Origin of the sequence: Escherichia sp. HH26CH, assembly GCF_009820205.1 — a bacterium.
In the GTDB taxonomy this organism is placed as follows: Bacteria; Pseudomonadota; Gammaproteobacteria; order Enterobacterales; family Enterobacteriaceae; genus Escherichia; species Escherichia coli_F.
Window position 1 is genome coordinate 39,898 of the sequence record NZ_VNXM01000058.1, and the last position, 20,590, is coordinate 60,487.

General features: G+C 53.4%; 24 protein-coding genes. 14 read left to right on the plus strand and 10 right to left on the minus strand.

Going from position 1 to position 20,590, the window contains the following annotated elements; translation table 11 throughout:
* Nucleotides 1-237: 237 nt before the first annotated feature.
* The 4 genes from rpoH to ftsY form a co-directional block, all read right to left on the minus strand.
* Nucleotides 238-1,092 (minus strand): RNA polymerase sigma factor RpoH, encoded by an 855-nt coding sequence (gene rpoH / locus FQ015_RS18510; protein ID WP_000130217.1) that lies wholly within the window; start codon nt 1,090-1,092, stop codon nt 238-240.
* 244 nt (nt 1,093-1,336) lie between these two features.
* Nucleotides 1,337-2,395, minus strand: coding sequence for a permease-like cell division protein FtsX (ftsX, locus tag FQ015_RS18515; protein WP_001042003.1), 1,059 nt, complete (start codon nt 2,393-2,395; stop codon nt 1,337-1,339).
* Nucleotides 2,388-3,056 (minus strand): cell division ATP-binding protein FtsE, encoded by a 669-nt coding sequence (gene ftsE / locus FQ015_RS18520; RefSeq protein ID WP_000617723.1) that lies wholly within the window; start codon nt 3,054-3,056, stop codon nt 2,388-2,390. Before ftsE ends, ftsX begins: the two co-directional genes overlap by 8 nt.
* Before the next feature lie 2 nt (nt 3,057-3,058).
* Nucleotides 3,059-4,597, minus strand: coding sequence for a signal recognition particle-docking protein FtsY (gene ftsY, locus FQ015_RS18525; RefSeq protein WP_039020641.1), 1,539 nt, complete (start codon nt 4,595-4,597; stop codon nt 3,059-3,061).
* Between the two features lie 149 nt (nt 4,598-4,746).
* Between ftsY and rsmD the strand changes: the two genes are divergently transcribed.
* Together rsmD and FQ015_RS18535 are read left to right on the plus strand one after the other, a co-directional pair.
* A complete protein-coding gene (rsmD, locus tag FQ015_RS18530) occupies nt 4,747-5,343 on the plus strand; it encodes a 16S rRNA (guanine(966)-N(2))-methyltransferase (protein WP_000743193.1) in 597 nt (198 codons plus the stop codon).
* On the plus strand, nt 5,333-5,602 hold the full coding sequence (locus FQ015_RS18535; RefSeq protein ID WP_032185343.1) for a DUF1145 family protein: 270 nt from the start codon (nt 5,333-5,335) through the stop codon (nt 5,600-5,602). The genes rsmD and FQ015_RS18535 overlap by 11 nt, the downstream gene beginning before the upstream one ends.
* Before the next feature lie 2 nt (nt 5,603-5,604).
* On the opposite strand, the gene FQ015_RS18540 is transcribed toward FQ015_RS18535, so the two are convergent.
* Nucleotides 5,605-5,964 carry a DUF2500 domain-containing protein gene (locus FQ015_RS18540; RefSeq protein WP_000042869.1) on the minus strand — a complete coding sequence of 120 codons (360 nt, stop codon included), beginning with the start codon at nt 5,962-5,964 and terminating at the stop codon, nt 5,605-5,607.
* 140 nt (nt 5,965-6,104) lie between these two features.
* Here FQ015_RS18540 and FQ015_RS18545 point away from each other — a divergent pair, with 140 nt between their 5' ends.
* Complete coding sequence (locus tag FQ015_RS18545) at nt 6,105-6,731, plus strand: lysoplasmalogenase (protein ID WP_000964718.1); 627 nt, start codon at nt 6,105-6,107, stop codon at nt 6,729-6,731.
* Nucleotides 6,732-6,803: 72 nt separating this feature from the next.
* Nucleotides 6,804-9,002 carry a Zn(II)/Cd(II)/Pb(II) translocating P-type ATPase ZntA gene (gene zntA / locus FQ015_RS18550; protein WP_160524353.1) on the plus strand — a complete coding sequence of 733 codons (2,199 nt, stop codon included), beginning with the start codon at nt 6,804-6,806 and terminating at the stop codon, nt 9,000-9,002.
* A gap of 32 nt (nt 9,003-9,034) precedes the next feature.
* Here the strand turns inward: zntA and FQ015_RS18555 are convergent, their stop codons facing one another.
* The gene (locus FQ015_RS18555; protein ID WP_160524354.1) at nt 9,035-9,343 is read right to left on the minus strand and encodes a hypothetical protein; all 309 of its coding nucleotides are present in this window, start codon (nt 9,341-9,343) and stop codon (nt 9,035-9,037) included.
* Between the two features lie 214 nt (nt 9,344-9,557).
* Entirely contained in the window at nt 9,558-9,803 is a 246-nt protein-coding gene (tusA, locus tag FQ015_RS18560) for a sulfurtransferase TusA (protein ID WP_160524355.1), read from the minus strand.
* A 220-nt stretch (nt 9,804-10,023) separates the two neighbouring features.
* On the opposite strand from tusA, the gene FQ015_RS18565 reads away from it, so the two are divergent.
* Together FQ015_RS18565 and dcrB are read left to right on the plus strand one after the other, a co-directional pair.
* The gene (locus FQ015_RS18565; protein ID WP_001100467.1) at nt 10,024-10,689 is read left to right on the plus strand and encodes a 7-cyano-7-deazaguanine/7-aminomethyl-7-deazaguanine transporter; all 666 of its coding nucleotides are present in this window, start codon (nt 10,024-10,026) and stop codon (nt 10,687-10,689) included.
* 72 nt (nt 10,690-10,761) lie between these two features.
* Nucleotides 10,762-11,319 carry a phage sensitivity protein DcrB gene (dcrB, locus tag FQ015_RS18570; RefSeq protein WP_001245295.1) on the plus strand — a complete coding sequence of 186 codons (558 nt, stop codon included), beginning with the start codon at nt 10,762-10,764 and terminating at the stop codon, nt 11,317-11,319.
* A 3-nt stretch (nt 11,320-11,322) separates the two neighbouring features.
* Here dcrB and FQ015_RS18575 read toward each other — a convergent pair whose 3' ends face one another.
* Entirely contained in the window at nt 11,323-12,573 is a 1,251-nt protein-coding gene (locus FQ015_RS18575) for an MFS transporter (RefSeq protein WP_123057336.1), read from the minus strand.
* Between the two features lie 98 nt (nt 12,574-12,671).
* Here FQ015_RS18575 and FQ015_RS18580 point away from each other — a divergent pair, with 98 nt between their 5' ends.
* The 8 genes from FQ015_RS18580 (at nt 12,672) to nikR (ending at nt 19,795) form a co-directional block, all read left to right on the plus strand.
* The gene (locus tag FQ015_RS18580) at nt 12,672-13,721 is read left to right on the plus strand and encodes an AI-2E family transporter (RefSeq protein WP_001353619.1); all 1,050 of its coding nucleotides are present in this window, start codon (nt 12,672-12,674) and stop codon (nt 13,719-13,721) included.
* Nucleotides 13,722-13,775: 54 nt separating this feature from the next.
* On the plus strand, nt 13,776-14,363 hold the full coding sequence (gene acpT / locus FQ015_RS18585; protein WP_032185350.1) for a 4'-phosphopantetheinyl transferase AcpT: 588 nt from the start codon (nt 13,776-13,778) through the stop codon (nt 14,361-14,363).
* Nucleotides 14,364-14,473: 110 nt separating this feature from the next.
* Nucleotides 14,474-16,048, plus strand: a complete 1,575-nt coding sequence (gene nikA, locus FQ015_RS18590; RefSeq protein ID WP_039020645.1) for a nickel ABC transporter substrate-binding protein — start codon at nt 14,474-14,476, stop codon at nt 16,046-16,048.
* On the plus strand, nt 16,048-16,992 hold the full coding sequence (nikB, locus tag FQ015_RS18595; protein ID WP_000947080.1) for a nickel ABC transporter permease subunit NikB: 945 nt from the start codon (nt 16,048-16,050) through the stop codon (nt 16,990-16,992). Before nikA ends, nikB begins: the two co-directional genes overlap by 1 nt.
* Nucleotides 16,989-17,822, plus strand: a complete 834-nt coding sequence (gene nikC, locus FQ015_RS18600; protein ID WP_001008971.1) for a nickel ABC transporter permease subunit NikC — start codon at nt 16,989-16,991, stop codon at nt 17,820-17,822. Before nikB ends, nikC begins: the two co-directional genes overlap by 4 nt.
* Entirely contained in the window at nt 17,822-18,586 is a 765-nt protein-coding gene (nikD, locus tag FQ015_RS18605; protein ID WP_103253587.1) for a nickel import ATP-binding protein NikD, read from the plus strand. Before nikC ends, nikD begins: the two co-directional genes overlap by 1 nt.
* On the plus strand, nt 18,583-19,389 hold the full coding sequence (nikE, locus tag FQ015_RS18610; RefSeq protein ID WP_039020649.1) for a nickel import ATP-binding protein NikE: 807 nt from the start codon (nt 18,583-18,585) through the stop codon (nt 19,387-19,389). Before nikD ends, nikE begins: the two co-directional genes overlap by 4 nt.
* A 4-nt stretch (nt 19,390-19,393) precedes the next feature.
* Complete coding sequence (gene nikR / locus FQ015_RS18615) at nt 19,394-19,795, plus strand: nickel-responsive transcriptional regulator NikR (protein ID WP_001190062.1); 402 nt, start codon at nt 19,394-19,396, stop codon at nt 19,793-19,795.
* 119 nt (nt 19,796-19,914) lie between these two features.
* On the opposite strand, the gene FQ015_RS18620 is transcribed toward nikR, so the two are convergent.
* Nucleotides 19,915-20,274 carry a type II toxin-antitoxin system HicB family antitoxin gene (locus tag FQ015_RS18620; RefSeq protein WP_000593555.1) on the minus strand — a complete coding sequence of 120 codons (360 nt, stop codon included), beginning with the start codon at nt 20,272-20,274 and terminating at the stop codon, nt 19,915-19,917.
* Nucleotides 20,271-20,546, minus strand: coding sequence for a type II toxin-antitoxin system HicA family toxin (locus FQ015_RS18625; protein WP_160524356.1), 276 nt, complete (start codon nt 20,544-20,546; stop codon nt 20,271-20,273). The genes FQ015_RS18620 and FQ015_RS18625 overlap by 4 nt, the downstream gene beginning before the upstream one ends.
* Nucleotides 20,547-20,590 lie beyond the last annotated feature (44 nt).

Below are 20,590 nucleotides of genomic sequence, written 5' to 3' on the forward strand. Positions count from 1 at the left end.
GTTGTGATGTTGTTGTTCAGCACTTTATTTCGTTTTATGCATGACTACCCGTGCTTTAGCAGCATACTCTGCTAAAACATACCCGATTTTTATGATATTGGAATAGCTATTTTGACAGTTTATTAACAATCTGCGTGGGGATTGGCGTTTTGTCGGAGGGGGTAATTGATTATTGCAGAGGTCCAAAAAACAAAAACCCCGGACTCTCATCCAGGGTTCTCTGATTAATAGTGGAAATTACGCTTCAATAGCAGCGCGAAGTTTTTTCATCGCGTTCTTTTCCAGCTGGCGCACACGCTCAGCGGAAACACCGTAACGGTCAGCCAGTTCCTGCAACGTGGACTTGTTGTCTTCGTCCAGCCAGCGCGCGCGGATGATATCCTGGCTACGCTCGTCCAGACCTTGCATCGCGTCGGTCAGACGGTTTGCCGCCTGCTCTTCCCAGTTATCATCTTCAATGCCGTCGGCAAAGTTAGATGATTTATCCTGTAGATAGAGCACCGGAGCCATCGGCTGGCTGTCGGAATCGTCGTCGGAAGACAGGTCAAAGGTCATGTCCTGTGCCGCCATACGCGACTCCATCTCACGTACGTCTTTGCTGGTTACGCCCAGTTCACGGGCCACCATTTCAACTTCATCCTGGTTAAACCAGCCCAGACGCTGCTTGGTTTTACGCAGGTTGAAGAACAGTTTGCGCTGCGCTTTGGTGGTCGCAACTTTGACGATACGCCAGTTACGCAGAACGTATTCGTGGATCTCTGCTTTGATCCAGTGGACGGCGAAGGAGACCAGGCGCACACCCACTTCCGGGTTAAAACGGCGCACTGCTTTCATCAGGCCGATGTTACCTTCCTGAATCAAATCCGCCTGTGGCAGGCCATAGCCCGCATAATTACGAGCAATATGAACAACAAACCGCAGGTGAGACAGGATCAGCGTTTTAGCTGCTTCCAGATCGCCATGGTAATGCAGCTTTTCAGCCAGCGCCCGCTCCTCGTCAGCCGACAACATCGGCCACGCGTTAGCTGCCCGGATGTAGGAATCCAGGTTGCCAACTGGGGCTAAAGCTAAACTTTGCATTTTGTCAGTCATTCAAATCCTCTCAATCGATATCTTCTGGCGTTTCAGTGGTAGCAACAACTGTGCCAGAGCTTAAGAGCAACGAGGTTATCATTCACTGTTTTATCAGACCGTGATTTTATCCACAAGTTCAATGCAACGCTGTGAATAAATTACGCACAAAATGTGACATAGAGATGAAATACCGGGAAGAGACAACGGGGTCTCTTTCCCTGCTACGGAACCCATTGCAGGGAAAGAGTATAACACGCTTTTATTATTCAGGCGTAAAGTGGCGTAAATGTTGTACCGTGGCAAGCCAGGCTGCCACCCAGCCAATCATCGAACACACCAGCAGCAAAAGCAGACATTCATCGAAAGATAAGCCATTGATATCAAACTTCGTTCCGAAAACCTGTGCCACTTCCGCAACCGCCGAAGACAAACGCAGGACCAGAATTTCCGACAAAATTAATGACAGCAATGCGCCAGAAAATCCCAGCAATGCGCCACCGTACAGGAATGGGCGCAGGATGAAACCATCTGTCGCACCAATCAGTTTCTGTACGTTAATGGAGTCACGGCGAGCAAAGATGCTCAGACGCACACTGTTACCGATGACGAGGAACACTGCCGCCACCATCAATACGCCGATCATTGCCGAAACGCGCCCGACCAGCCCGGTCAACGCCGCCAGACGGGCAAACCAGCTGTCATCCATTCGCACTTCGTCAATGCCGTTGATCTGGGTGATACGATCACGCAGCGTATTGAGTGATTCCGTCCCCTGAAAATCGAGTTTCGGGATCACCACCGCCACTGCCGGAAGCGGGTTTTCTTCCAGCATATCCAGCGCACCACCAAAACCAGACCAGTTACGGAACTCGCCCAGTGCGTCTTCACGAGAAAGATAGTTTACTTTCTCTACGCCTTGCTCGGCCTGCAACTGTGCCACCACGCCCGCAGCGGCGTCATCGTCCAGCGTTTTTTGCAGATAAACAGTGATTTGCGGTGACGGATAATACTGCGTCGCCGCCTGGTTAACGTTTTTGTACACCATATAACAGACGCTGGGCAGCGTCAGGGAGATGGCGATAACCATCACCGTTAAAAACGTGGCGAACGGTTTGCTTTTCAGATCCTGCAATGCGCCGTGGAAGGCATAGCGCACCTGTTCGTTGAAAACGTTGGTTTTGCGATTTACCGGTTTTGGCGAGGATTTCGCGCGTTTTGGCGCGTTACGACCGCCGTCGCCAGAGCCGCCGACCGATTTACGGAAGCGATCCAGACGCCCGCCAAACTGCCGGATATGATTGATTGCATCGCGCTTATTCATGGCCCACGCCTCCATGCAAGTGACCATCGCTCAGGGTGAGCATGCGATAGGAACGCCGCGAAATCAGGTTGATGTCGTGCGTTGCCATCAATACGGTTACCCCAACGCGGTTAAATTCTTCAAACAGACGTAGAATTCCTTCTGACAACGCGTCGTCAAGGTTACCGGTCGGTTCATCCGCCAGCAGTACCGCGGGCTTGTTCACCACCGCGCGGGCAATGCCAACACGCTGTTGTTCACCGCCGGAAAGCTGAATAGGGAAGTTCTTCGCTTTGTCCAGTAGCCCGACTTTATCCAGCGCCGCCGATACACGACGACGAATATCGTCACCGCTGGCACCGGCGATAATCAGGGGTATCGCCACGTTATCGTAGACAGTACGGTCCATCAGCAGATGGTGATCCTGGAAAATCATGCCAATCTGGCGGCGCAGAAACGGAACTTCACGGTTTTTTAGACGCGTGATGTCATGGCCGCTAAACCAGATTTTCCCGGCGCTGGGCCGCTCAATCCCACAGATCAGCTTCAGGAGGGTACTTTTCCCTGCGCCGGAATGACCGGTCAGAAACGCCATCTCACCCGGCTGCATATGGAACGTAACGCCCTGCAGCGCCTGTCTCCCACCGAGATAAGCCTTGCTGACATGTTCAAAGCGAATCATTGTTAATCCTCTCGGGCAAAAAGTGCCTCTATAAAGTCGTCCGCTTTAAACGGACGCAAATCCTCAATACGTTCGCCGACACCAATGTAGCGGATAGGGATACCAAACTGGTCAGCCACCGAGAAAATTACCCCGCCTTTCGCCGTGCCGTCCAGTTTCGTTAGCGTGATGCCGGTTAAGCCAACGGCTTCGTGGAACAGTTTGGCCTGGCTTACTGCATTCTGCCCGGTACTGGCGTCGATAGTCAGCATAACTTCATGCGGAGCTTCAACGTCGAGTTTCTTCATCACGCGGACGATTTTCTTCAACTCTTCCATCAAGTGCGATTTGTTCTGCAGGCGTCCGGCGGTATCGGCAATCAAAACGTCGATGTTACGCGCTTTAGCGGCCTGAATGGCGTCGAAGATAACAGAAGCGGAATCCGCACCGGTATGCTGGGCAATCACCGGAATATTATTACGCTGACCCCAGACCTGAAGCTGTTCAACCGCTGCTGCACGGAAAGTATCGCCCGCCGCCAGCATCACTGATTTACCCTGCTGCTCAAACTGACGCGCCAGCTTACCAATCGTCGTGGTTTTACCCACACCGTTGACGCCCACCATCAGGATCACGAACGGCGTTTTACCCTCAACGTTCAGCGGTTCATCGACTTTCGCCAGAATCTCACCCATCTCTTCTTTCAGTAGGCCATAGAGCGCCTCGGCATCACGAAGCTGCTTGCGGGTCGCACCTTCTGTCAGATTGGTGATAATTTTACGCGTGGTTTCCACGCCCACATCGGCGATGAGCAATTGCTCTTCCAATTCTTCAAACAGATCATCGTCGATTTTTTTACCGCGGAACAGGCTGATAAATCCGGAACCGAGGTTTTCTTTGGTTTTTAACAGGCTGCGTTTCAGGCGCGCGAAGAAACCTTCTTTGGTCGGTTTTTCCTGCTCCTGAGCGATTTCTTCCACCGGCTGCTCTTCTTCTGCCGGAGGAACCACCATCACCGCCTCTTCTGCCGCTTCGGCAGCCAGCGCCTGTGCTTCCAGCTCTTCGTCGGTGATTTCGTCTTTAGCCGCTTCTTCTTCCGCCGCTTCGACAATCTCTACGGTTTCCGCTTCGGCCTGCCACTCTTCTGGCGAAACCTCTTCGGCTTTGACGTCTTCCGGCAACGGCAGCTCTTCACGCTCGATAGCCACAGGCTCTGGCGTAACTTTAGGTTCAATGACTGACGCTGGCGTTTCTTCAACTATCGTTTCCGGCTCAGTAATAACTTCCGGTTCAGCAACAGCTTCAGGCTGCGCTTTTTCACTTTCAGCAACCTGTTCAGTAACTTCCACAACTTCGGCAGCAAAAGTTTCCGCCTCGGCTTCAGTATGCGCCTGCGGCTGCTCTTCAACGGCTTGTTCAGAAGCCTTCGCAGGCTCTTGCGCCGGAACGATTTCTTCTACAACCGGTTGTTCGTTCTGGACTTCTGTCTCTTTTTCCGGGGTCTGCTCTTTTTGACCAAAGCCCAGCCAGGAAAAAAAGCCACGTTTTTTTTCTTTCGCCATTTGCGACTACACTCCTCGCTGTTGCTTCATGGCACAGCGTTAACGCTATGTACATAGCAGCTAAAAAAATGATGAAATAGTCTATCACTTAACTTAATTCACATCACCGCCTGCAAGTATGTGTTATCTGGCGGATTGAGCAATTTATCATGAAAAAACCGAATCATTCCGGCAGCGGCCAAATCCGCATTATTGGCGGGCAGTGGCGAGGCCGTAAACTCCCGGTTCCTGATAGCCCAGGCCTGCGCCCCACCACCGACCGCGTACGCGAAACGTTGTTTAACTGGCTGGCTCCGGTCATTGTTGACGCCCAATGTCTGGATTGCTTCGCCGGGAGCGGCGCGCTGGGGCTGGAAGCGTTATCGCGCTACGCTGCGGGGGCCACGTTGATTGAGATGGATCGCGCGGTTTCTCAACAGTTAATTAAGAATCTGGCGACACTAAAAGCAGGTAATGCACGCGTGGTGAACAGCAACGCGATGTCATTCCTGGCGCAAAAAGGCACACCGCATAATATCGTTTTTGTCGATCCACCGTTCCGCCGTGGCTTGTTAGAAGAGACGATAAATTTACTGGAAGATAACGGCTGGCTGGCTGACGAAGCCCTGATTTATGTCGAAAGCGAAGTCGAAAACGGGCTCCCCACCGTTCCGGCGAACTGGTCATTACATCGGGAAAAAGTGGCAGGTCAGGTGGCTTACCGCCTGTATCAACGCGAAGCACAAGGAGAAAGTGATGCTGATTAATATTGGTCGTGTGTTAATGCTCTGTGTTTGGGGATTTTTAATCCTCAACCTGGTGCATCCCTTCCCGCGTCCGCTGAATATTTTCGTTAACGTGGCGCTGATTTTCACCGTGCTGATGCATGGTATGCAGCTGGCGCTGTTGAAATCCACTTTACCGAAAGATGGCCCGCAGATGACCACCGCCGAAAAGGTGCGGATTTTCCTTTTCGGCGTGTTTGAACTGCTGGTCTGGCAGAAGAAATTTAACGTTAAAAAATAACCTTATTGTTCGCCAACAAAGCTGACAAAGCGCGTTCCTTTATAACTCAGCGTACCTTTATCGCCCACTGTCAGGGCATGGTACTGCTGGGCGTCGAGGCGAAAGGTCTGTTCCATTCCTCCGCTTTGCGGTTTGAAGCTCGCCTCATAGCGCATGCTGGTACCAGCCGGTGTCACTTCCTGCTGGCGCGAACGGCGATCGTTAATCGGTTTTTCCCGCTTATTGCTCACCACCACCAACTTTTGCTGGAGTGGCGCTATATCATTATCAGCTTTTTCCCGTCGTTGTTGCATAAAACGAAACGATGCGGCGACGATGATTAAGCCAATGATAACAATAAAGAAAAGAGGTGGTTTGCTCATCTTAATCCCTCATCGGAAAATGCGGAAATAAGCATACCCTGCCAGTTATGGTGTTGTCATCCGTCCACCCTCGCCACTAAACTGGAAGCAAGACCGTAGGCATTCCGCTTACGAAAAAATAACGAATTCAAGGAACTAAGATGCTTTGGTCGTTTATCGCAGTCTGTCTTTCCGCATGGCTATCTGTGGATGCATCGTATCGCGGGCCAACCTGGCAACGCTGGGTGTTTAAACCGTTAACCCTTCTTCTCCTGCTGTTACTGGCATGGCAAGCGCCGATGTTCGACGCCATTAGTTATCTGGTGCTGGCAGGGCTGTGCGCTTCACTGCTGGGCGATGCGCTAACCCTGTTGCCACGTCAACGTCTGATGTACGCCATCGGCGCGTTTTTCCTCTCGCACCTGTTGTACACCATCTATTTCGCCAGCCAGATGACGCTCTCATTCTTCTGGCCTTTGCCGCTGGTGTTGCTGGTGCTGGGTGCGCTGTTACTGGCGATTATCTGGACGCGTCTGGAAGAGTATCGTTGGCCTATCTGCACGTTTATCGGCATGACGCTGGTGATGGTGTGGCTGGCAGGTGAACTGTGGTTCTTCCGTCCGACCGCTCCGGCGCTCTCTGCGTTTGTCGGCGCTTCGTTGCTGTTTATAAGTAATTTTGTCTGGCTGGGTAGCCACTATCGCCGACGCTTCCGTGCGGACAACGCGATTGCCGCCGCTTGTTATTTTGCCGGTCACTTCCTCATCGTCCGCTCGCTGTATCTCTGATAAAACTTGACTCTGGAGTCGACTCCAGAGTGTATCCTTCGGTTAATGAGAAAAACTTAACCGGAGGATGCCATGTCGACTCCTGACAATCACGGCAAGAAAGCCCCTCAATTTGCCGCGTTCAAACCGCTACCCACGGTTCAGAACGCCAACGACTGTTGCTGCGACGGCGCATGTTCCAGCACGCCAACGCTCTCTGAAAACGTCTCCGGCACCCGCTATAGCTGGAAAGTCAGCGGCATGGACTGCGCCGCCTGCGCGCGCAAGGTAGAAAATGCCGTGCGCCAGCTTGCAGGCGTGAATCAGGTGCAGGTGCTGTTCGCCACCGAAAAACTGGTGGTTGATGCCGACAATGACATCCGTGCACAAGTTGAATCTGCGGTGCAAAAAGCAGGCTATTCCCTGCGCGATGAACAGGCAGCCGCAGAACCGCAAGCATCACGCCTGAAAGAGAATCTGCCGCTGATTACGCTTATCGTGATGATGGCAATCAGCTGGGGGCTAGAGCAGTTTAATCATCCGTTCGGTCAACTGGCGTTTATCGCGACCACACTGGTTGGGCTGTACCCGATTGCGCGCCAGGCATTACGACTGATCAAATCGGGCAGCTACTTCGCCATTGAAACGTTAATGAGCGTAGCCGCCATTGGCGCACTGTTTATTGGCGCAACGGCAGAAGCCGCGATGGTATTGCTGCTGTTTTTGATTGGCGAACGACTGGAAGGCTGGGCCGCCAGCCGCGCGCGTCAGGGCGTTAGCGCGTTAATGGCGCTGAAACCGGAAACCGCTACGCGTTTACGTAACGGTGAGCGTGAAGAGGTGGCAATAAACAGCCTGCGCCCTGGCGATGTGATTGAAGTCGCAGCGGGTGGGCGTTTGCCTGCCGACGGTAAACTGCTCTCGCCATTTGCCAGTTTTGATGAAAGCGCCCTGACCGGCGAATCCATTCCTGTGGAGCGCGCGACGGGCGATAAAGTTCCAGCAGGCGCCACCAGCGTAGACCGTCTGGTTACCCTGGAAGTGTTGTCAGAACCGGGTGCCAGCGCCATTGACCGCATTCTGAAACTGATCGAAGAAGCCGAAGAGCGCCGCGCGCCGATTGAGCGGTTTATCGACCGTTTCAGCCGTATTTACACGCCAGCAATTATGGCGGTCGCTCTGCTGGTAACTCTGGTGCCGCCGCTGCTGTTTGCCGCCAGCTGGCAAGAGTGGATTTATAAAGGGCTGACGCTGCTGCTGATTGGCTGCCCGTGTGCGCTGGTGATCTCAACACCTGCGGCGATTACCTCCGGGCTGGCGGCAGCAGCGCGTCGTGGGGCGTTGATTAAAGGCGGTGCGGCGCTGGAACAACTAGGTCGTGTTACCCAGGTGGCGTTTGATAAAACCGGTACGCTGACCGTCGGTAAACCGCGCGTTACCGCGATTCATCCGGCAACGGGTATTAGTGAATCTGAACTGCTGACACTGGCAGCGGCGGTAGAACAAGGCGCGACGCATCCATTGGCGCAAGCCATCGTACGCGAAGCACAGGTTGCTGAACTCGCCATTCCCGCCGCCGAATCACAGCGGGCGCTGGTCGGGTCTGGTATTGAAGCACTGATTAACGGTGAGCGCGTGTTGATATGCGCTGCCGGAAAACATCCGGCTGTTGCATTTGCTGGTTTAATTAACGAACTGGAAAGCGCCGGGCAAACGGTAGTACTGGTGGTGCGTAACGATGAAGTGCTGGGTGTCATTGCATTGCAGGATACCCTGCGCGCCGATGCTGCAACTGCCATCAGTGAACTGAACGCGCTGGGCGTCAAAGGGGTGATCCTCACCGGCGATAATCCACGCGCCGCGGCGGCAATTGCCGGGGAGTTGGGGCTGGAGTTTAAAGCGGGCCTGTTGCCGGAAGATAAAGTCAAAGCGGTGACCGAGCTGAATCAACATGCGCCGCTGGCGATGGTCGGTGACGGTATTAACGACGCGCCAGCGATGAAAGCTGCCGCTATTGGGATTGCAATGGGCAGTGGCACAGACGTGGCGCTGGAAACCGCCGACGCGGCGTTGACGCATAATCACCTGCGCGGCCTGGTGCAAATGATTGAACTGGCACGCGCCACTCACGCCAATATCCGCCAGAACATCACCATTGCGCTGGGGCTGAAAGGGATCTTCCTCGTCACAACGCTGTTAGGGATGACCGGACTATGGCTGGCGGTGCTGGCAGATACGGGTGCGACGGTGCTGGTGACAGCGAATGCGTTAAGATTGTTGCGCAGGAAGTAAAAGTGTTGCCTGATAGCCTCTGGCTATCAGGCTTAGTGCTGGGCCGGGAACGGCGGCATAGTCAGGAAAGCGTAATATAGCGCTAACATCAGAATGATGGAGATAATACTGAATGCAGCAACCAGGCGGGATGCGAATGATGGGCTTTTGAACATCAACCATAGAGCATAAGCAAGCCCGACGCCGTTAAGTAAAGGTAAAAAAATCATTAGCCAGAGCCAACCCCAGGCAAGTACCCCTAGCCATCCCCCCACGAGGATAAAAACAGGGAGCAGCCAATTGGGGGTGAACATCGCGATTAGTCCCAGCAATACCAGACAAACTGGAATTAAATAATCCATTTGTGTATTCCATTACACTTGCTTGCCGGATGCGGCGTGAACGCCTTATCCGTCCTACACAGGGCATCGAACTCGTAGGCATGATAAGACGCGACAGCGTCGCATCAGGCATTGCGCACCGTATCGCCAGATGCAGCTTGAACGTTTTATCCGTCCTACAAACCGGTTGCAAGCCGCAAAATTGAGCGCGATCGGTCCGCTAGCCTGATCCACCTTACCCCGATTTGCGAATCAAATAACGATAAGGCAGTCCATCGGTCTCTTTAGCAACCAGTTCGTGTTCCATAAAGGTACAAAACCCAGGAATATCGCGTGTCGTCGCCGGATCGTCAGCAATAATCAGCAACGTTTCACCTGGCTGCATATTGCGCACAGTTTTGCGCACCATCATTACTGGTTCCGGGCAGCGCAGGCCAAGTGCGTCGAGTGTGTGGTCAGGGCAGGAAAAGAGATCGGTCATTTTCTTCTCATCACATAAAAAAACGGCGCTAGTTTACGCCCTGTGAGTCCGTAAGCAAACCAGGTTAACGATTGCGTGAAAATTAACCATTGCATTGTCAACGTAAAGCAGTATCATGCGGCGGCTCGAAAAAAGGGTCAGCACGTTATTATGTTAAGGTAACAGACGTGTCGTACGTATTGGGTTCCCTCACCCCAATGGTTAATCAAAAAGGTACAATATGAACGTTTTCTCGCAAACTCAACGCTATAAGGCGTTGTTCTGGTTATCGTTATTTCATCTGTTGGTGATCACCTCCAGTAACTATCTGGTTCAGCTTCCCGTATCCATTTTTGGTTTCCATACCACCTGGGGCGCGTTTAGCTTTCCGTTTATTTTCCTTGCTACCGACCTGACTGTGCGTATTTTTGGCGCACCACTGGCCCGTCGTATCATCTTTGCGGTGATGATCCCAGCGTTACTGATCTCCTACGTCATCTCGTCGCTGTTCTATATGGGTTCCTGGCAGGGATTCGGCGCGCTCGCCCACTTCAACCTGTTTGTCGCCCGTATCGCCACCGCCAGTTTCATGGCCTACGCGCTGGGGCAAATCCTCGACGTGCACGTTTTTAACCGCCTGCGTCAGAGTCGTCGCTGGTGGCTGGCACCGACGGCTTCCACCCTGTTTGGTAACGTCAGCGACACGCTGGCCTTCTTCTTCATTGCCTTCTGGCGCAGCCCAGATGCCTTTATGGCTGAACACTGGATGGAAATCGCGCTGGTCGATTACTGTTTCAAAGTGTTAATCAGTATCGTTTTCTTCCTGCCAATGTATGGCGTATTACTCAATATGCTGTTGAAAAGACTGGCAGATAAATCCGAAATCAACGCTTTGCAGGCGAGTTAAAGGTTCGTTATCAGAGTTGTGATAAGATGGATGAATGAGCCGTTATGGCCGTTTATCGAAAGGAAGAAGTCAATGCGCAATCTGGTTAAATATGTCGGAATTGGCCTGCTGGTTATGGGGCTTGCGGCCTGTGATGATAAAGACACTAACGCTACGGCGCAGGGTTCGGTCGCGGAAAGTAACGCTACCGGGAATCCCGTCAACCTGCTTGATGGCAAGTTAAGTTTCTCGCTGCCAGCGGATATGACCGACCAGAGCGGTAAGCTGGGAACGCAGGCTAATAACATGCATGTCTGGTCCGACGCCACCGGGCAAAAAGCAGTCATCGTCATCATGGGCGATGATCCGAAAGAAGATCTGGCGGTGCTGGCGAAGCGCCTGGAAGATCAGCAACGTAGCCGCGATCCACAGCTGCAAGTAGTGACCAACAAAGCCATTGAGCTGAAAGGTCACAAAATGCAGCAGTTAGACAGCATTATCTCCGCGAAAGGCCAGACGGCGTACTCTTCCGTTATTCTGGGTAACGTGGGTAATCAACTGCTGACCATGCAAATTACGCTGCCAGCTGACGATCAGCAAAAAGCACAGACCACCGCAGAAAACATCATTAATACGCTGGTTATTCAGTAAGTTTTAAGATGATGAGATGGCCTCAGGTACTTCCACCGGAGGCCGTTTTTTTAATCGCCACGTCAGTAATAACGCGATTGCGACCAGTCCCGCCGCCGCCAGATAAATCACCGGGACGCCCGCCCAACTCATCACCAGCCCAGCCAGTGGTCCGGTCACGCCAAGCGATAAATCCATAAATACGGTGTAAGTTGCCAGCGCCGCCCCCTGATTTTGCTGCGGAACCGCTTTTACCGCCACTACGCCCAATGCCGGGAACACCAGCGAAAACCCCGCCCCCGCGAGTAAGACGCCAATTTTCGCCATCCACGGCATAGTCGCCACGCCAACCAGTAGCAGGCCGATTATCTCAACGCTAAAGCAGAGCATCGCCACATTTAAGCCGCCGATACGGTTAATGCCGTTAGGAAATAACAAACGCGTACCGACAAACGCACAGCTAAACAGCGTCAACGCGAAAGCCGCACCGTCCCAACCTTTAGCGTCATAAAACAATGTGATAAAGGTGGCGATAACGCCAAATCCGGCGGAAGCCAGTGCCAGCGCCATGCCGTACAGCCAGACGCGCCCAAGCACCGCGCGAAACGGCAGCGGTTTGCCTTTACTGGCTTTTACCGTCGGACGCGGGATCGCCAACAAAATGGCCACCAGCGCCACGCCCATAATGATTAACGCTAACGCCTGCAAGCCGCCCCAGTGATAAAACACGACACCTAAGGGCGCACCCATCGCCATCGCCCCGTAAGTGACAATGCCGTTCCACGAAATCACCCGCCCGATATGCAGCGAACCAACCACGCCAACGCCCCATAGGGTCGATCCCGTTCCGGCAAAACTTTGCCCAATCCCAAGGATCACGCGCCCCAGGCACAGTAATAACAGGCTGATGACGGGCAGACTGGCGGTTAATCCTGCCGTCAGATAACCCAGCCCGCTCAAAAAGCAGCCGCACAAACCGAAGACGACAATTTTTTTGGGTCCCAGCAAATCGGCGTAACGTCCGGCATGAGGGCGGCTCAGCAAGGTGGCGAAATATTGCAGGCTGATAACCAATCCTGCCCAGAAAGCGCTAAAGCCCATCACATCATGGACATAGCCCGGTAATACAGCGAGCGGCAACCCGATGGTGAGGTAGCTGGCGAAGTTAAACATGACAATGGAGACAATGCGCAAATTCAGGCGCAATCCGTTTAGCGCGGGTTCGGCTACGGGTTCGGGCATGAGGATCACCACATTTTTACAACAGTGTTTCATTTTTACCACGTGCTGACGTGAAAATCAGCAGTAAGAATCAGAATATTGCTGGCGTGACTCCCGCTACACTTAATACAAAAAGTCACAAGGAAGCCCCAATGGAAACCCCTCAACCCGATAAAACGGGCATGCACATTCTTCTTAAGCTGGCCTCGCTGGTAGTGATCCTCGCGGGAATTCACGCAGCGGCAGATATCATTGTGCAGCTGTTACTGGCGCTGTTTTTTGCCATCGTCCTCAACCCGCTCGTCACTTGGTTTATTCGTCGGGGAGTACAACGCCCCGTTGCCATTACGATTGTGGTGGTGGTGATGCTGATCGCACTAACCGCGCTGGTCGGCGTACTGGCGGCATCGTTTAACGAATTTATCTCTATGCTGCCGAAGTTTAATAAGGAGCTGACGCGCAAACTTTTTAAATTGCAGGAGATGTTGCCTTTTCTTAATTTGCATATGTCGCCGGAGCGAATGCTGCAGCGGATGGACTCGGAAAAAGTGGTTACCTTCACCACGGCGCTAATGACCGGGCTTTCCGGGGCAATGGCGAGCGTGCTTTTGCTGGTGATGACCGTAGTTTTCATGCTGTTTGAAGTGCGCCACGTCCCTTACAAAATGCGTTTTGCGTTGAATAATCCACAGATTCACATCGCCGGACTACACCGCGCCTTAAAAGGTGTTTCGCACTATCTTGCATTGAAGACACTGCTAAGTTTATGGACAGGCATTATCGTCTGGCTGGGGCTGGAACTTATGGGCGTACAGTTTGCGCTGATGTGGGCGGTACTGGCGTTTTTGCTTAACTACGTCCCCAATATCGGCGCGGTAATTTCCGCCGTACCGCCAATGATTCAGGTGCTGCTGTTTAATGGCGTTTACGAATGTATTCTGGTCGGCGCATTGTTTTTAGTTGTCCATATGGTCATCGGCAATATTTTAGAACCGCGGATGATGGGCCATCGCCTGGGGATGTCCACCATGGTGGTATTTCTTTCATTGTTAATTTGGGGATGGCTGCTCGGCCCGGTAGGGATGCTACTTTCGGTACCATTAACCAGCGTGTGTAAAATCTGGATGGAAACCACCAAAGGCGGTAGCAAACTGGCGATTTTACTGGGACCGGGCAGACCGAAAAGTCGGTTACCGGGATGAGGCGACAAGTGATACGATACGCACTTTCATTTTCCATTAAACGTTGGCCCTGATATGTATCGGATAGTTCTGGGGAAAGTTTCGACCTTAAGCGCAGCTCCACTGCCACCGGCTTTACGCGATAAAGCACCGCAAGGTCCACGGCGCGAACGCTGGCTGGCGGGGCGTGCATTGCTTTCACACACGCTTTCCCCGCTACCTGAGATCATCTACGGCGAACAAGGCAAACCCGCATTCGCATCGGAAACGCCGCTATGGTTCAACTTAAGCCATAGCGGTGACGATATTGCCCTACTGTTGAGCGATGAAGGCGAAGTCGGCTGCGATATCGAAGTGATTCGCCCGCGTGCCAACTGGCGCTGGCTGGCGAACGCAGTGTTCAGCCTCGGAGAACATGCCGAGATGGACGCCGTGCATCCAGATCAGCAACTGGAAATGTTCTGGCGCATCTGGACACGCAAAGAAGCCATCGTTAAACAACGTGGCGGCAGCGCCTGGCAAATCGTCAGCGTAGACAGCACCTATCAGTCCTCGCTGTCAGTCAGCCATTGTCAGCTTGAAAATTTAAGTCTGGCGATCTGCACCCCTACTCCCTTTACGCTCACCGCCGACAGTGTGCAATGGATCGATTCAGTTAACTGATCAGCCCATCCGACTGCCCATCTATTGATCCAGAACAGGTTATCAGTATGACGAATACTTAAAATCGTCATACTTATTTCCGCCATCTATTTTAATCCATTGGGGTTACCATGCTCTCCACACTCCGCCGCACTCTATTTGCGCTGCTGGCTTGTGCGTCTTTTATCGTCCATGCCGCTGCACCAGATGAAATCACCACCGCCTGGCCGGTGAATGTCGGGCCACTAAACCCGCACCTTTACACACCCAACCAGATGTTCGCCCAGAGCATGGTTTATGAACCACTGGTGAAATATCAGGCAGATGGCTCGGTGAGCCCGTGGCTGGCAAAAAGCTGGACCCATTCAGAAGATGGCAAAACCTGGACCTTCACCCTGCGTGATGATGTGAAATTCTCTAACGGTGAACCGTTTGATGCAGAGGCCGCGGCAGAAAACTTCCGCGCTGTGCTCGACAACCGTCAACGTCACGCCTGGCTGGAGCTGGCAAACCAGATTGTTGATGTCAAAGCTCTCAGTAAAACCGAGCTGCAAATCACCCTGAAAAGCGCCTACTACCCTTTCCTGCAAGAACTGGCCCTGCCCCGTCCTTTCCGCTTTATCGCCCCCTCGCAGTTTAAAAACCATGAAACCATGAATGGGATTAAAGCGCCGATTGGCACCGGGCCGTGGGTTTTGCAGGAATCGAAACTGAATCAGTACGATGTCTTCGTCCGTAACGAAAACTACTGGGGCGAAAAGCCGGCGATTAAGAAGATCACTTTTAACGTCATCCCAGACCCGACTACCCGCGCAGTAGCGTTTGAAACCGGCGATATCGATCTACTATACGGTAATGAAGGGCTATTACCGCTCGATACCTTCGCCCGCTTTAGCCAGAACCCGGCTTACCACACCCAACTGTCACAGCCGATCGAAACCGTGATGCTGGCGCTCAATACTGCCAAAGCCCCCACCAACGAGCTGGCCGTACGTGAAGCGCTCAATTACGCGGTAAACAAAAAATCGCTGATCGATAACGCGTTGTATGGCACCCAGCAGGTCGCCGACACCCTGTTTGCCCCTTCCGTGCCCTATGCCAATCTCGGCCTGAAACCGCGCCAGTACGATCCGCAGAAAGCGAAAGCGTTGCTGGAACAAGCAGGCTGGACGCTGCCCGCAGGCAAAGACATCCGCGAGAAAAATGGTCAGCCGCTGCGCATTGAACTGTCGTTCATCGGCACCGATGCGTTAAGCAAATCAATGGCCGAAATCATTCAGGCTGATATGCGCCAGATTGGCGCGGATGTCACGCTGATCGGCGAAGAAGAGAGCAGTATCTATGCTCGTCAACGCGACGGTCGTTTTGGCATGATTTTCCACCGTACCTGGGGCGCGCCATACGATCCACACGCCTTCCTGAGTTCAATGCGCGTACCGTCGCACGCTGACTTCCAGGCACAGCAAGGTTTAGCCGACAAGCCGCTGATTGATAAAGAGATTGGCGAAGTGCTGGCGACACACGACGAAACACAACGTCAGGCGCTGTATCGCGACATTCTGACCCGTCTGCATGACGAGGCGGTTTATCTGCCCATCAGCTATATCTCAATGATGGTGGTTTCAAAACCGGAACTGGGTAACATCCCCTACGCGCCGATCGCCACCGAAATCCCGTTCGAACAGATTAAACCGGTGAAACCTTAATGTTGCGTTATGTATTACGCCGCTTTCTGCTGCTGATCCCAATGGTGCTCGCCGCCTCGGTGATCATTTTTCTGATGCTGCGCCTCGGCACCGGCGACCCGGCGCTCGATTATCTGCGTCTGTCTAACCTACCGCCGACGCCGGAAATGCTGGCTTCTACCCGCACCATGCTGGGGCTGGATCAGCCGTTGTACGTGCAGTACGGAACCTGGTTGTGGAAAGCGCTGCATCTTGACTTTGGTATCTCATTCGCCAGCCAACGCCCGGTGCTGGACGATATGCTGACCTTCCTGCCCGCCACGCTGGAACTGGCGGGCGCGGCGCTGGTGTTAATTCTGCTCACTTCCGTGCCGCTCGGCATCTGGGCGGCGCGCCATCGCGACCGCCTGCCGGATTTCGCCGTGCGTTTTATCGCGTTTCTTGGCGTGTCGATGCCTAACTTCTGGTTGGCGTTTTTACTGGTGATGGCATTTTCAGTGTATCTGCAATGGCTGCCCGCGATGGGTTACGGCGGCTGGCAGCACATCATTTTGCCTGCGGTTTCCATCGCTTTTATGTCGCTGGCGATTAACGCGCGTCTGCTGCGCGCCAGTATGCTGGACGTCGCCGGTCAGCGTCATGTGACCTGGGCGCGGCTGCGCGGCCTGAACGACAAACAGACCGAACGCCGCCATATCCTGCGCAATGCCTCGCTGCCGATGATCACCGCCGTGGGGATGCACATTGGCGAACTGATTGGCGGGACGATGATTATCGAAAACATCTTTGCCTGGCCGGGCGTCGGGCGCTATGCGGTGTCGGCGATTTTCAACCGTGACTATCCGGTGATCCAATGCTTTACGCTGATGATGGTGGTGGTTTTTGTGGTCTGTAATTTGATTGTCGATTTGCTCAACGCCGCGCTGGACCCGCGCATTCGTCGTCATGAAGGAGCGCACGCGTGAACTTTTTCCTCTCTTCTCGCTGGTCGGTACGCCTGGCGCTCATCATTATCGCCCTGCTGGCACTGATTGCGCTCACCAGCCAGTGGTGGCTGCCATACGATCCCCAGGTCATTGATTTGCCGTCGCGTCTGCTTTCTCCGGATGCACAGCACTGGCTGGGCACCGATCACTTAGGACGCGATATTTTCTCACGGCTGATGGCGGCGACCCGTGTGTCGCTTGGCTCGGTAATGGCCTGCCTGCTGTTGGTGCTGGCGTTAGGGCTGATTATTGGCGGCAGCGCCGGGCTGATTGGCGGGCGCGTTGATCAGGCCACCATGCGCGTGGCGGATATGTTTATGACCTTCCCGACTTCGATTCTGTCGTTCTTTATGGTCGGCGTGCTCGGCACCGGGTTGACCAATGTGATTATCGCCATCGCCCTGTCGCACTGGGCGTGGTACGCGCGCATGGTGCGCAGTCTGGTGATTTCACTGCGCCAGCGCGAGTTTGTGCTGGCATCACGGCTTTCTGGCGCAGGCCATGTGCGGGTGTTTATCGATCATCTGGCGGGCGCGGTGATCCCTTCACTGCTGGTGCTGGCGACGCTGGATATCGGCCATATGATGCTACACGTCGCGGGGATGTCCTTCCTCGGTCTCGGCGTGACCGCCCCGACCGCCGAATGGGGCGTGATGATTAACGATGCACGTCAGTATATCTGGACCCAGCCGCTGCAAATGTTCTGGCCGGGACTGGCGCTGTTTATCAGCGTGATGGCCTTTAACCTGGTGGGTGACGCACTGCGCGATCATCTGGACCCTCATCTGGTGACGGAGCACGCACACTAATGCCGCAACAGATTGAACTACGTAATATCGCGCTACAGGCCGCGCAACCGCTGGTGCACGGCGTATCGTTAACCCTGCAACGCGGGCGCGTGCTGGCGTTAGTCGGCGGTAGTGGTAGCGGGAAGTCGCTGACCTGCGCTGCGACGCTGGGCATTCTGCCCGCTGGCGTTCGCCAGACGGCGGGGGAAATTTTGGCAGATGGCAAACCGGTTTCTCCCTGCGCACTGCGCGGTATCAAAATTGCCACTATCATGCAGAACCCGCGCAGTGCCTTTAATCCGCTGCACACCATGCATACGCACGCGCGGGAAACTTGCCAGGCACTGGGGAAACCCGCCGATGACGCCACGCTTATCGCCGCTATAGAAGCGGTAGGGCTGGAAAACGCCGCACGCGTGCTGAAGCTGTACCCGTTCGAGATGAGCGGCGGCATGTTGCAGCGCATGATGATTGCGATGGCAGTGCTATGTGAATCACCGTTTATCATCGCCGATGAACCGACCACCGATCTCGACGTGGTAGCACAGGCGCGCATCCTCGATCTGCTGGAAAGCATTATGCAAAAACAAGCACCGGGAATGCTGCTGGTCACCCATGATATGGGCGTAGTGGCGCGTCTGGCGGATGACGTGGCGGTGATGTCGCACGGTAAGATTGTCGAACAGGGCGATGTCGAAACGCTGTTTAACGCCCCCAAACATGCGGTAACGCGCAGCCTGGTTTCTGCTCACCTCGCGCTTTATGGTATGGAGCTGGCATCATGACTTTACTTAACGTCTCCGACCTTTCACACCAATACGCACACGGTGGATTCAGCGGTAAGCACCAGCATCAGGCAGTGCTCAATAACGTTTCGCTGACCCTGAAAAGCGGTGAAACCGTCGCCCTGCTGGGACGCAGCGGCTGCGGAAAAAGTACCCTCGCGCGACTGCTGGTCGGGTTAGAGTCGCCCTCACAGGGAAATATTATCTGGCGCGGCGAACCGTTGGCGAAGCTCAATCGCGCGCAACGTAAAGCGTTCCGCCGTGATATTCAAATGGTGTTTCAGGACTCCATCAGCGCCGTGAATCCGCGCAAAACCGTGCGCGAGATCCTGCGTGAACCGATGCGCCACCTGCTATCGCTGAAAAAATCGGAACAACTGGCGCGTGCCAGCGAAATGCTGAAGGCGGTCGATCTTGACGATAGCGTGCTCGACAAACGCCCACCGCAGTTAAGCGGCGGTCAGCTCCAGCGCGTCTGCCTGGCACGTGCGCTGGCGGTCGAACCGAAACTGCTGATTCTGGATGAAGCCGTTTCCAACCTTGATCTCGTGTTACAGGCGGGCGTCATTCGCCTGCTGAAAAAGCTGCAACAGCAGTTTGGCACCGCCTGCCTGTTTATCACCCACGACTTACGTCTGGTGGAGCGCTTCTGTCAGCGGGTGATGGTGATGGATAACGGGCAAATTGTCGAAACCCAGGTAGTGGGAGATAAATTAACCTTTTCCTCTGACGCCGGACGTGTGCTACAAAACGCGGTATTACCCGCATTCCCAGTGCGCCGTCGCGCCACAGAAAAGGTTTAAGTCAATGCAACGAGTTACCATTACGCTTGATGACGATTTACTGGAGACGCTGGACAGCCTGAGCCAGCGTCGTGGTTATAACAACCGTTCCGAAGCTATCCGCGATATTTTGCGTAGCGCTCTGGCGCAGGAGGCCACCCAGCAGCACGGCACACAAGGCTTCGCGGTGCTGTCGTATGTGTATGAACACGAAAAACGCGACTTAGCCAGCCGTATTGTCTCCACCCAGCACCATCACCACGATCTCTCTGTTGCCACGCTGCATGTACATATCAATCACGACGATTGCCTAGAAATCGCCGTGTTGAAAGGTGACATGGGCGACGTGCAACATTTTGCCGATGACGTTATCGCCCAGCGCGGCGTGCGGCACGGGCATTTGCAGTGCTTGCCGAAGGAAGATTGAGTTATTTCTAAAACGAGGAAAGAAAAGATATTAACTGAACTTAATTTATAAAATTAAGTTCAGTTGCATAGATAGATCCTGTAAAGGCAGATATTCTGCGTATTGTACGCCGCTAAAATTTATAAATGATTCAAACGCTCATTTAGCGTTTCAATAATATAAGTATTTACAGAGACTTGTTGCTGCGCAGCCGCATTATTAAGGCGTTCACTCAGCGATTCTGGATAGCGTAATGTAAAGGTCTTAATCTTTTCTGTACGCGCATACGGCTCAATACCCGCAGCTTTACAATCCTCAAGATACTCTCGCAGGGAAAGCTCCCCTTCTTTTTGCAGCCCCTGAATGCTGTCAGAGACAAAATCACAATAACCTGACAAGCCCAGGAATTTGCCACGAAATGCATTCAGTTCTGGCACGTAAGTGATAACAGCAGGTTGCCCGGCAATCTCCATAGAGTTTGGCGTCTTCAGTTTGATCATGGTTTTACCCCTATACTTAGTAACCAGTCACGCACGCTTTCTACAGCGCCTTTATCGGTATCTGGCGACGGATGAGGCCGATGGAAACACGCAACGCTCATATTTAGTATGAACTTACAACGCGAACCTCTTTCTTCCTTAATTTCTCCGCCTAATGCTTTAACCAGTGACTCTATATCAGACCACTTAATCCCTTGAGGAACAGGAGATTTAAATATTTGATCCAATGTATTTTTTTGTTTCTTCCGTAAAGCCTGTACCTGGGTTCTCATGGCATGTCCTTATGACTTCACTTTATGACATCAATAGTATGACA

Coding starts and splice junctions, on each gene's coding strand:
- rpoH (WP_000130217.1), bottom strand. CDS start 1,092: ATGACTGACAAAATGCAAAGTTTAGCTTTAGCCCCAGTTGGCAACCTG.
- ftsX (WP_001042003.1), bottom strand. CDS start 2,395: ATGAATAAGCGCGATGCAATCAATCATATCCGGCAGTTTGGCGGGCGT.
- ftsE (WP_000617723.1), bottom strand. CDS start 3,056: ATGATTCGCTTTGAACATGTCAGCAAGGCTTATCTCGGTGGGAGACAG.
- ftsY (WP_039020641.1), bottom strand. CDS start 4,597: ATGGCGAAAGAAAAAAAACGTGGCTTTTTTTCCTGGCTGGGCTTTGGT.
- rsmD (WP_000743193.1), top strand. CDS start 4,747: ATGAAAAAACCGAATCATTCCGGCAGCGGCCAAATCCGCATTATTGGC.
- FQ015_RS18535 (WP_032185343.1), top strand. CDS start 5,333: ATGCTGATTAATATTGGTCGTGTGTTAATGCTCTGTGTTTGGGGATTT.
- FQ015_RS18540 (WP_000042869.1), bottom strand. CDS start 5,964: ATGAGCAAACCACCTCTTTTCTTTATTGTTATCATTGGCTTAATCATC.
- FQ015_RS18545 (WP_000964718.1), top strand. CDS start 6,105: ATGCTTTGGTCGTTTATCGCAGTCTGTCTTTCCGCATGGCTATCTGTG.
- zntA (WP_160524353.1), top strand. CDS start 6,804: ATGTCGACTCCTGACAATCACGGCAAGAAAGCCCCTCAATTTGCCGCG.
- FQ015_RS18555 (WP_160524354.1), bottom strand. CDS start 9,343: ATGGATTATTTAATTCCAGTTTGTCTGGTATTGCTGGGACTAATCGCG.
- tusA (WP_160524355.1), bottom strand. CDS start 9,803: ATGACCGATCTCTTTTCCTGCCCTGACCACACACTCGACGCACTTGGC.
- FQ015_RS18565 (WP_001100467.1), top strand. CDS start 10,024: ATGAACGTTTTCTCGCAAACTCAACGCTATAAGGCGTTGTTCTGGTTA.
- dcrB (WP_001245295.1), top strand. CDS start 10,762: ATGCGCAATCTGGTTAAATATGTCGGAATTGGCCTGCTGGTTATGGGG.
- FQ015_RS18575 (WP_123057336.1), bottom strand. CDS start 12,573: ATGAAACACTGTTGTAAAAATGTGGTGATCCTCATGCCCGAACCCGTA.
- FQ015_RS18580 (WP_001353619.1), top strand. CDS start 12,672: ATGGAAACCCCTCAACCCGATAAAACGGGCATGCACATTCTTCTTAAG.
- acpT (WP_032185350.1), top strand. CDS start 13,776: ATGTATCGGATAGTTCTGGGGAAAGTTTCGACCTTAAGCGCAGCTCCA.
- nikA (WP_039020645.1), top strand. CDS start 14,474: ATGCTCTCCACACTCCGCCGCACTCTATTTGCGCTGCTGGCTTGTGCG.
- nikB (WP_000947080.1), top strand. CDS start 16,048: ATGTTGCGTTATGTATTACGCCGCTTTCTGCTGCTGATCCCAATGGTG.
- nikD (WP_103253587.1), top strand. CDS start 17,822: ATGCCGCAACAGATTGAACTACGTAATATCGCGCTACAGGCCGCGCAA.
- nikE (WP_039020649.1), top strand. CDS start 18,583: ATGACTTTACTTAACGTCTCCGACCTTTCACACCAATACGCACACGGT.
- nikR (WP_001190062.1), top strand. CDS start 19,394: ATGCAACGAGTTACCATTACGCTTGATGACGATTTACTGGAGACGCTG.
- FQ015_RS18620 (WP_000593555.1), bottom strand. CDS start 20,274: ATGATCAAACTGAAGACGCCAAACTCTATGGAGATTGCCGGGCAACCT.
- FQ015_RS18625 (WP_160524356.1), bottom strand. CDS start 20,546: ATGAGAACCCAGGTACAGGCTTTACGGAAGAAACAAAAAAATACATTG.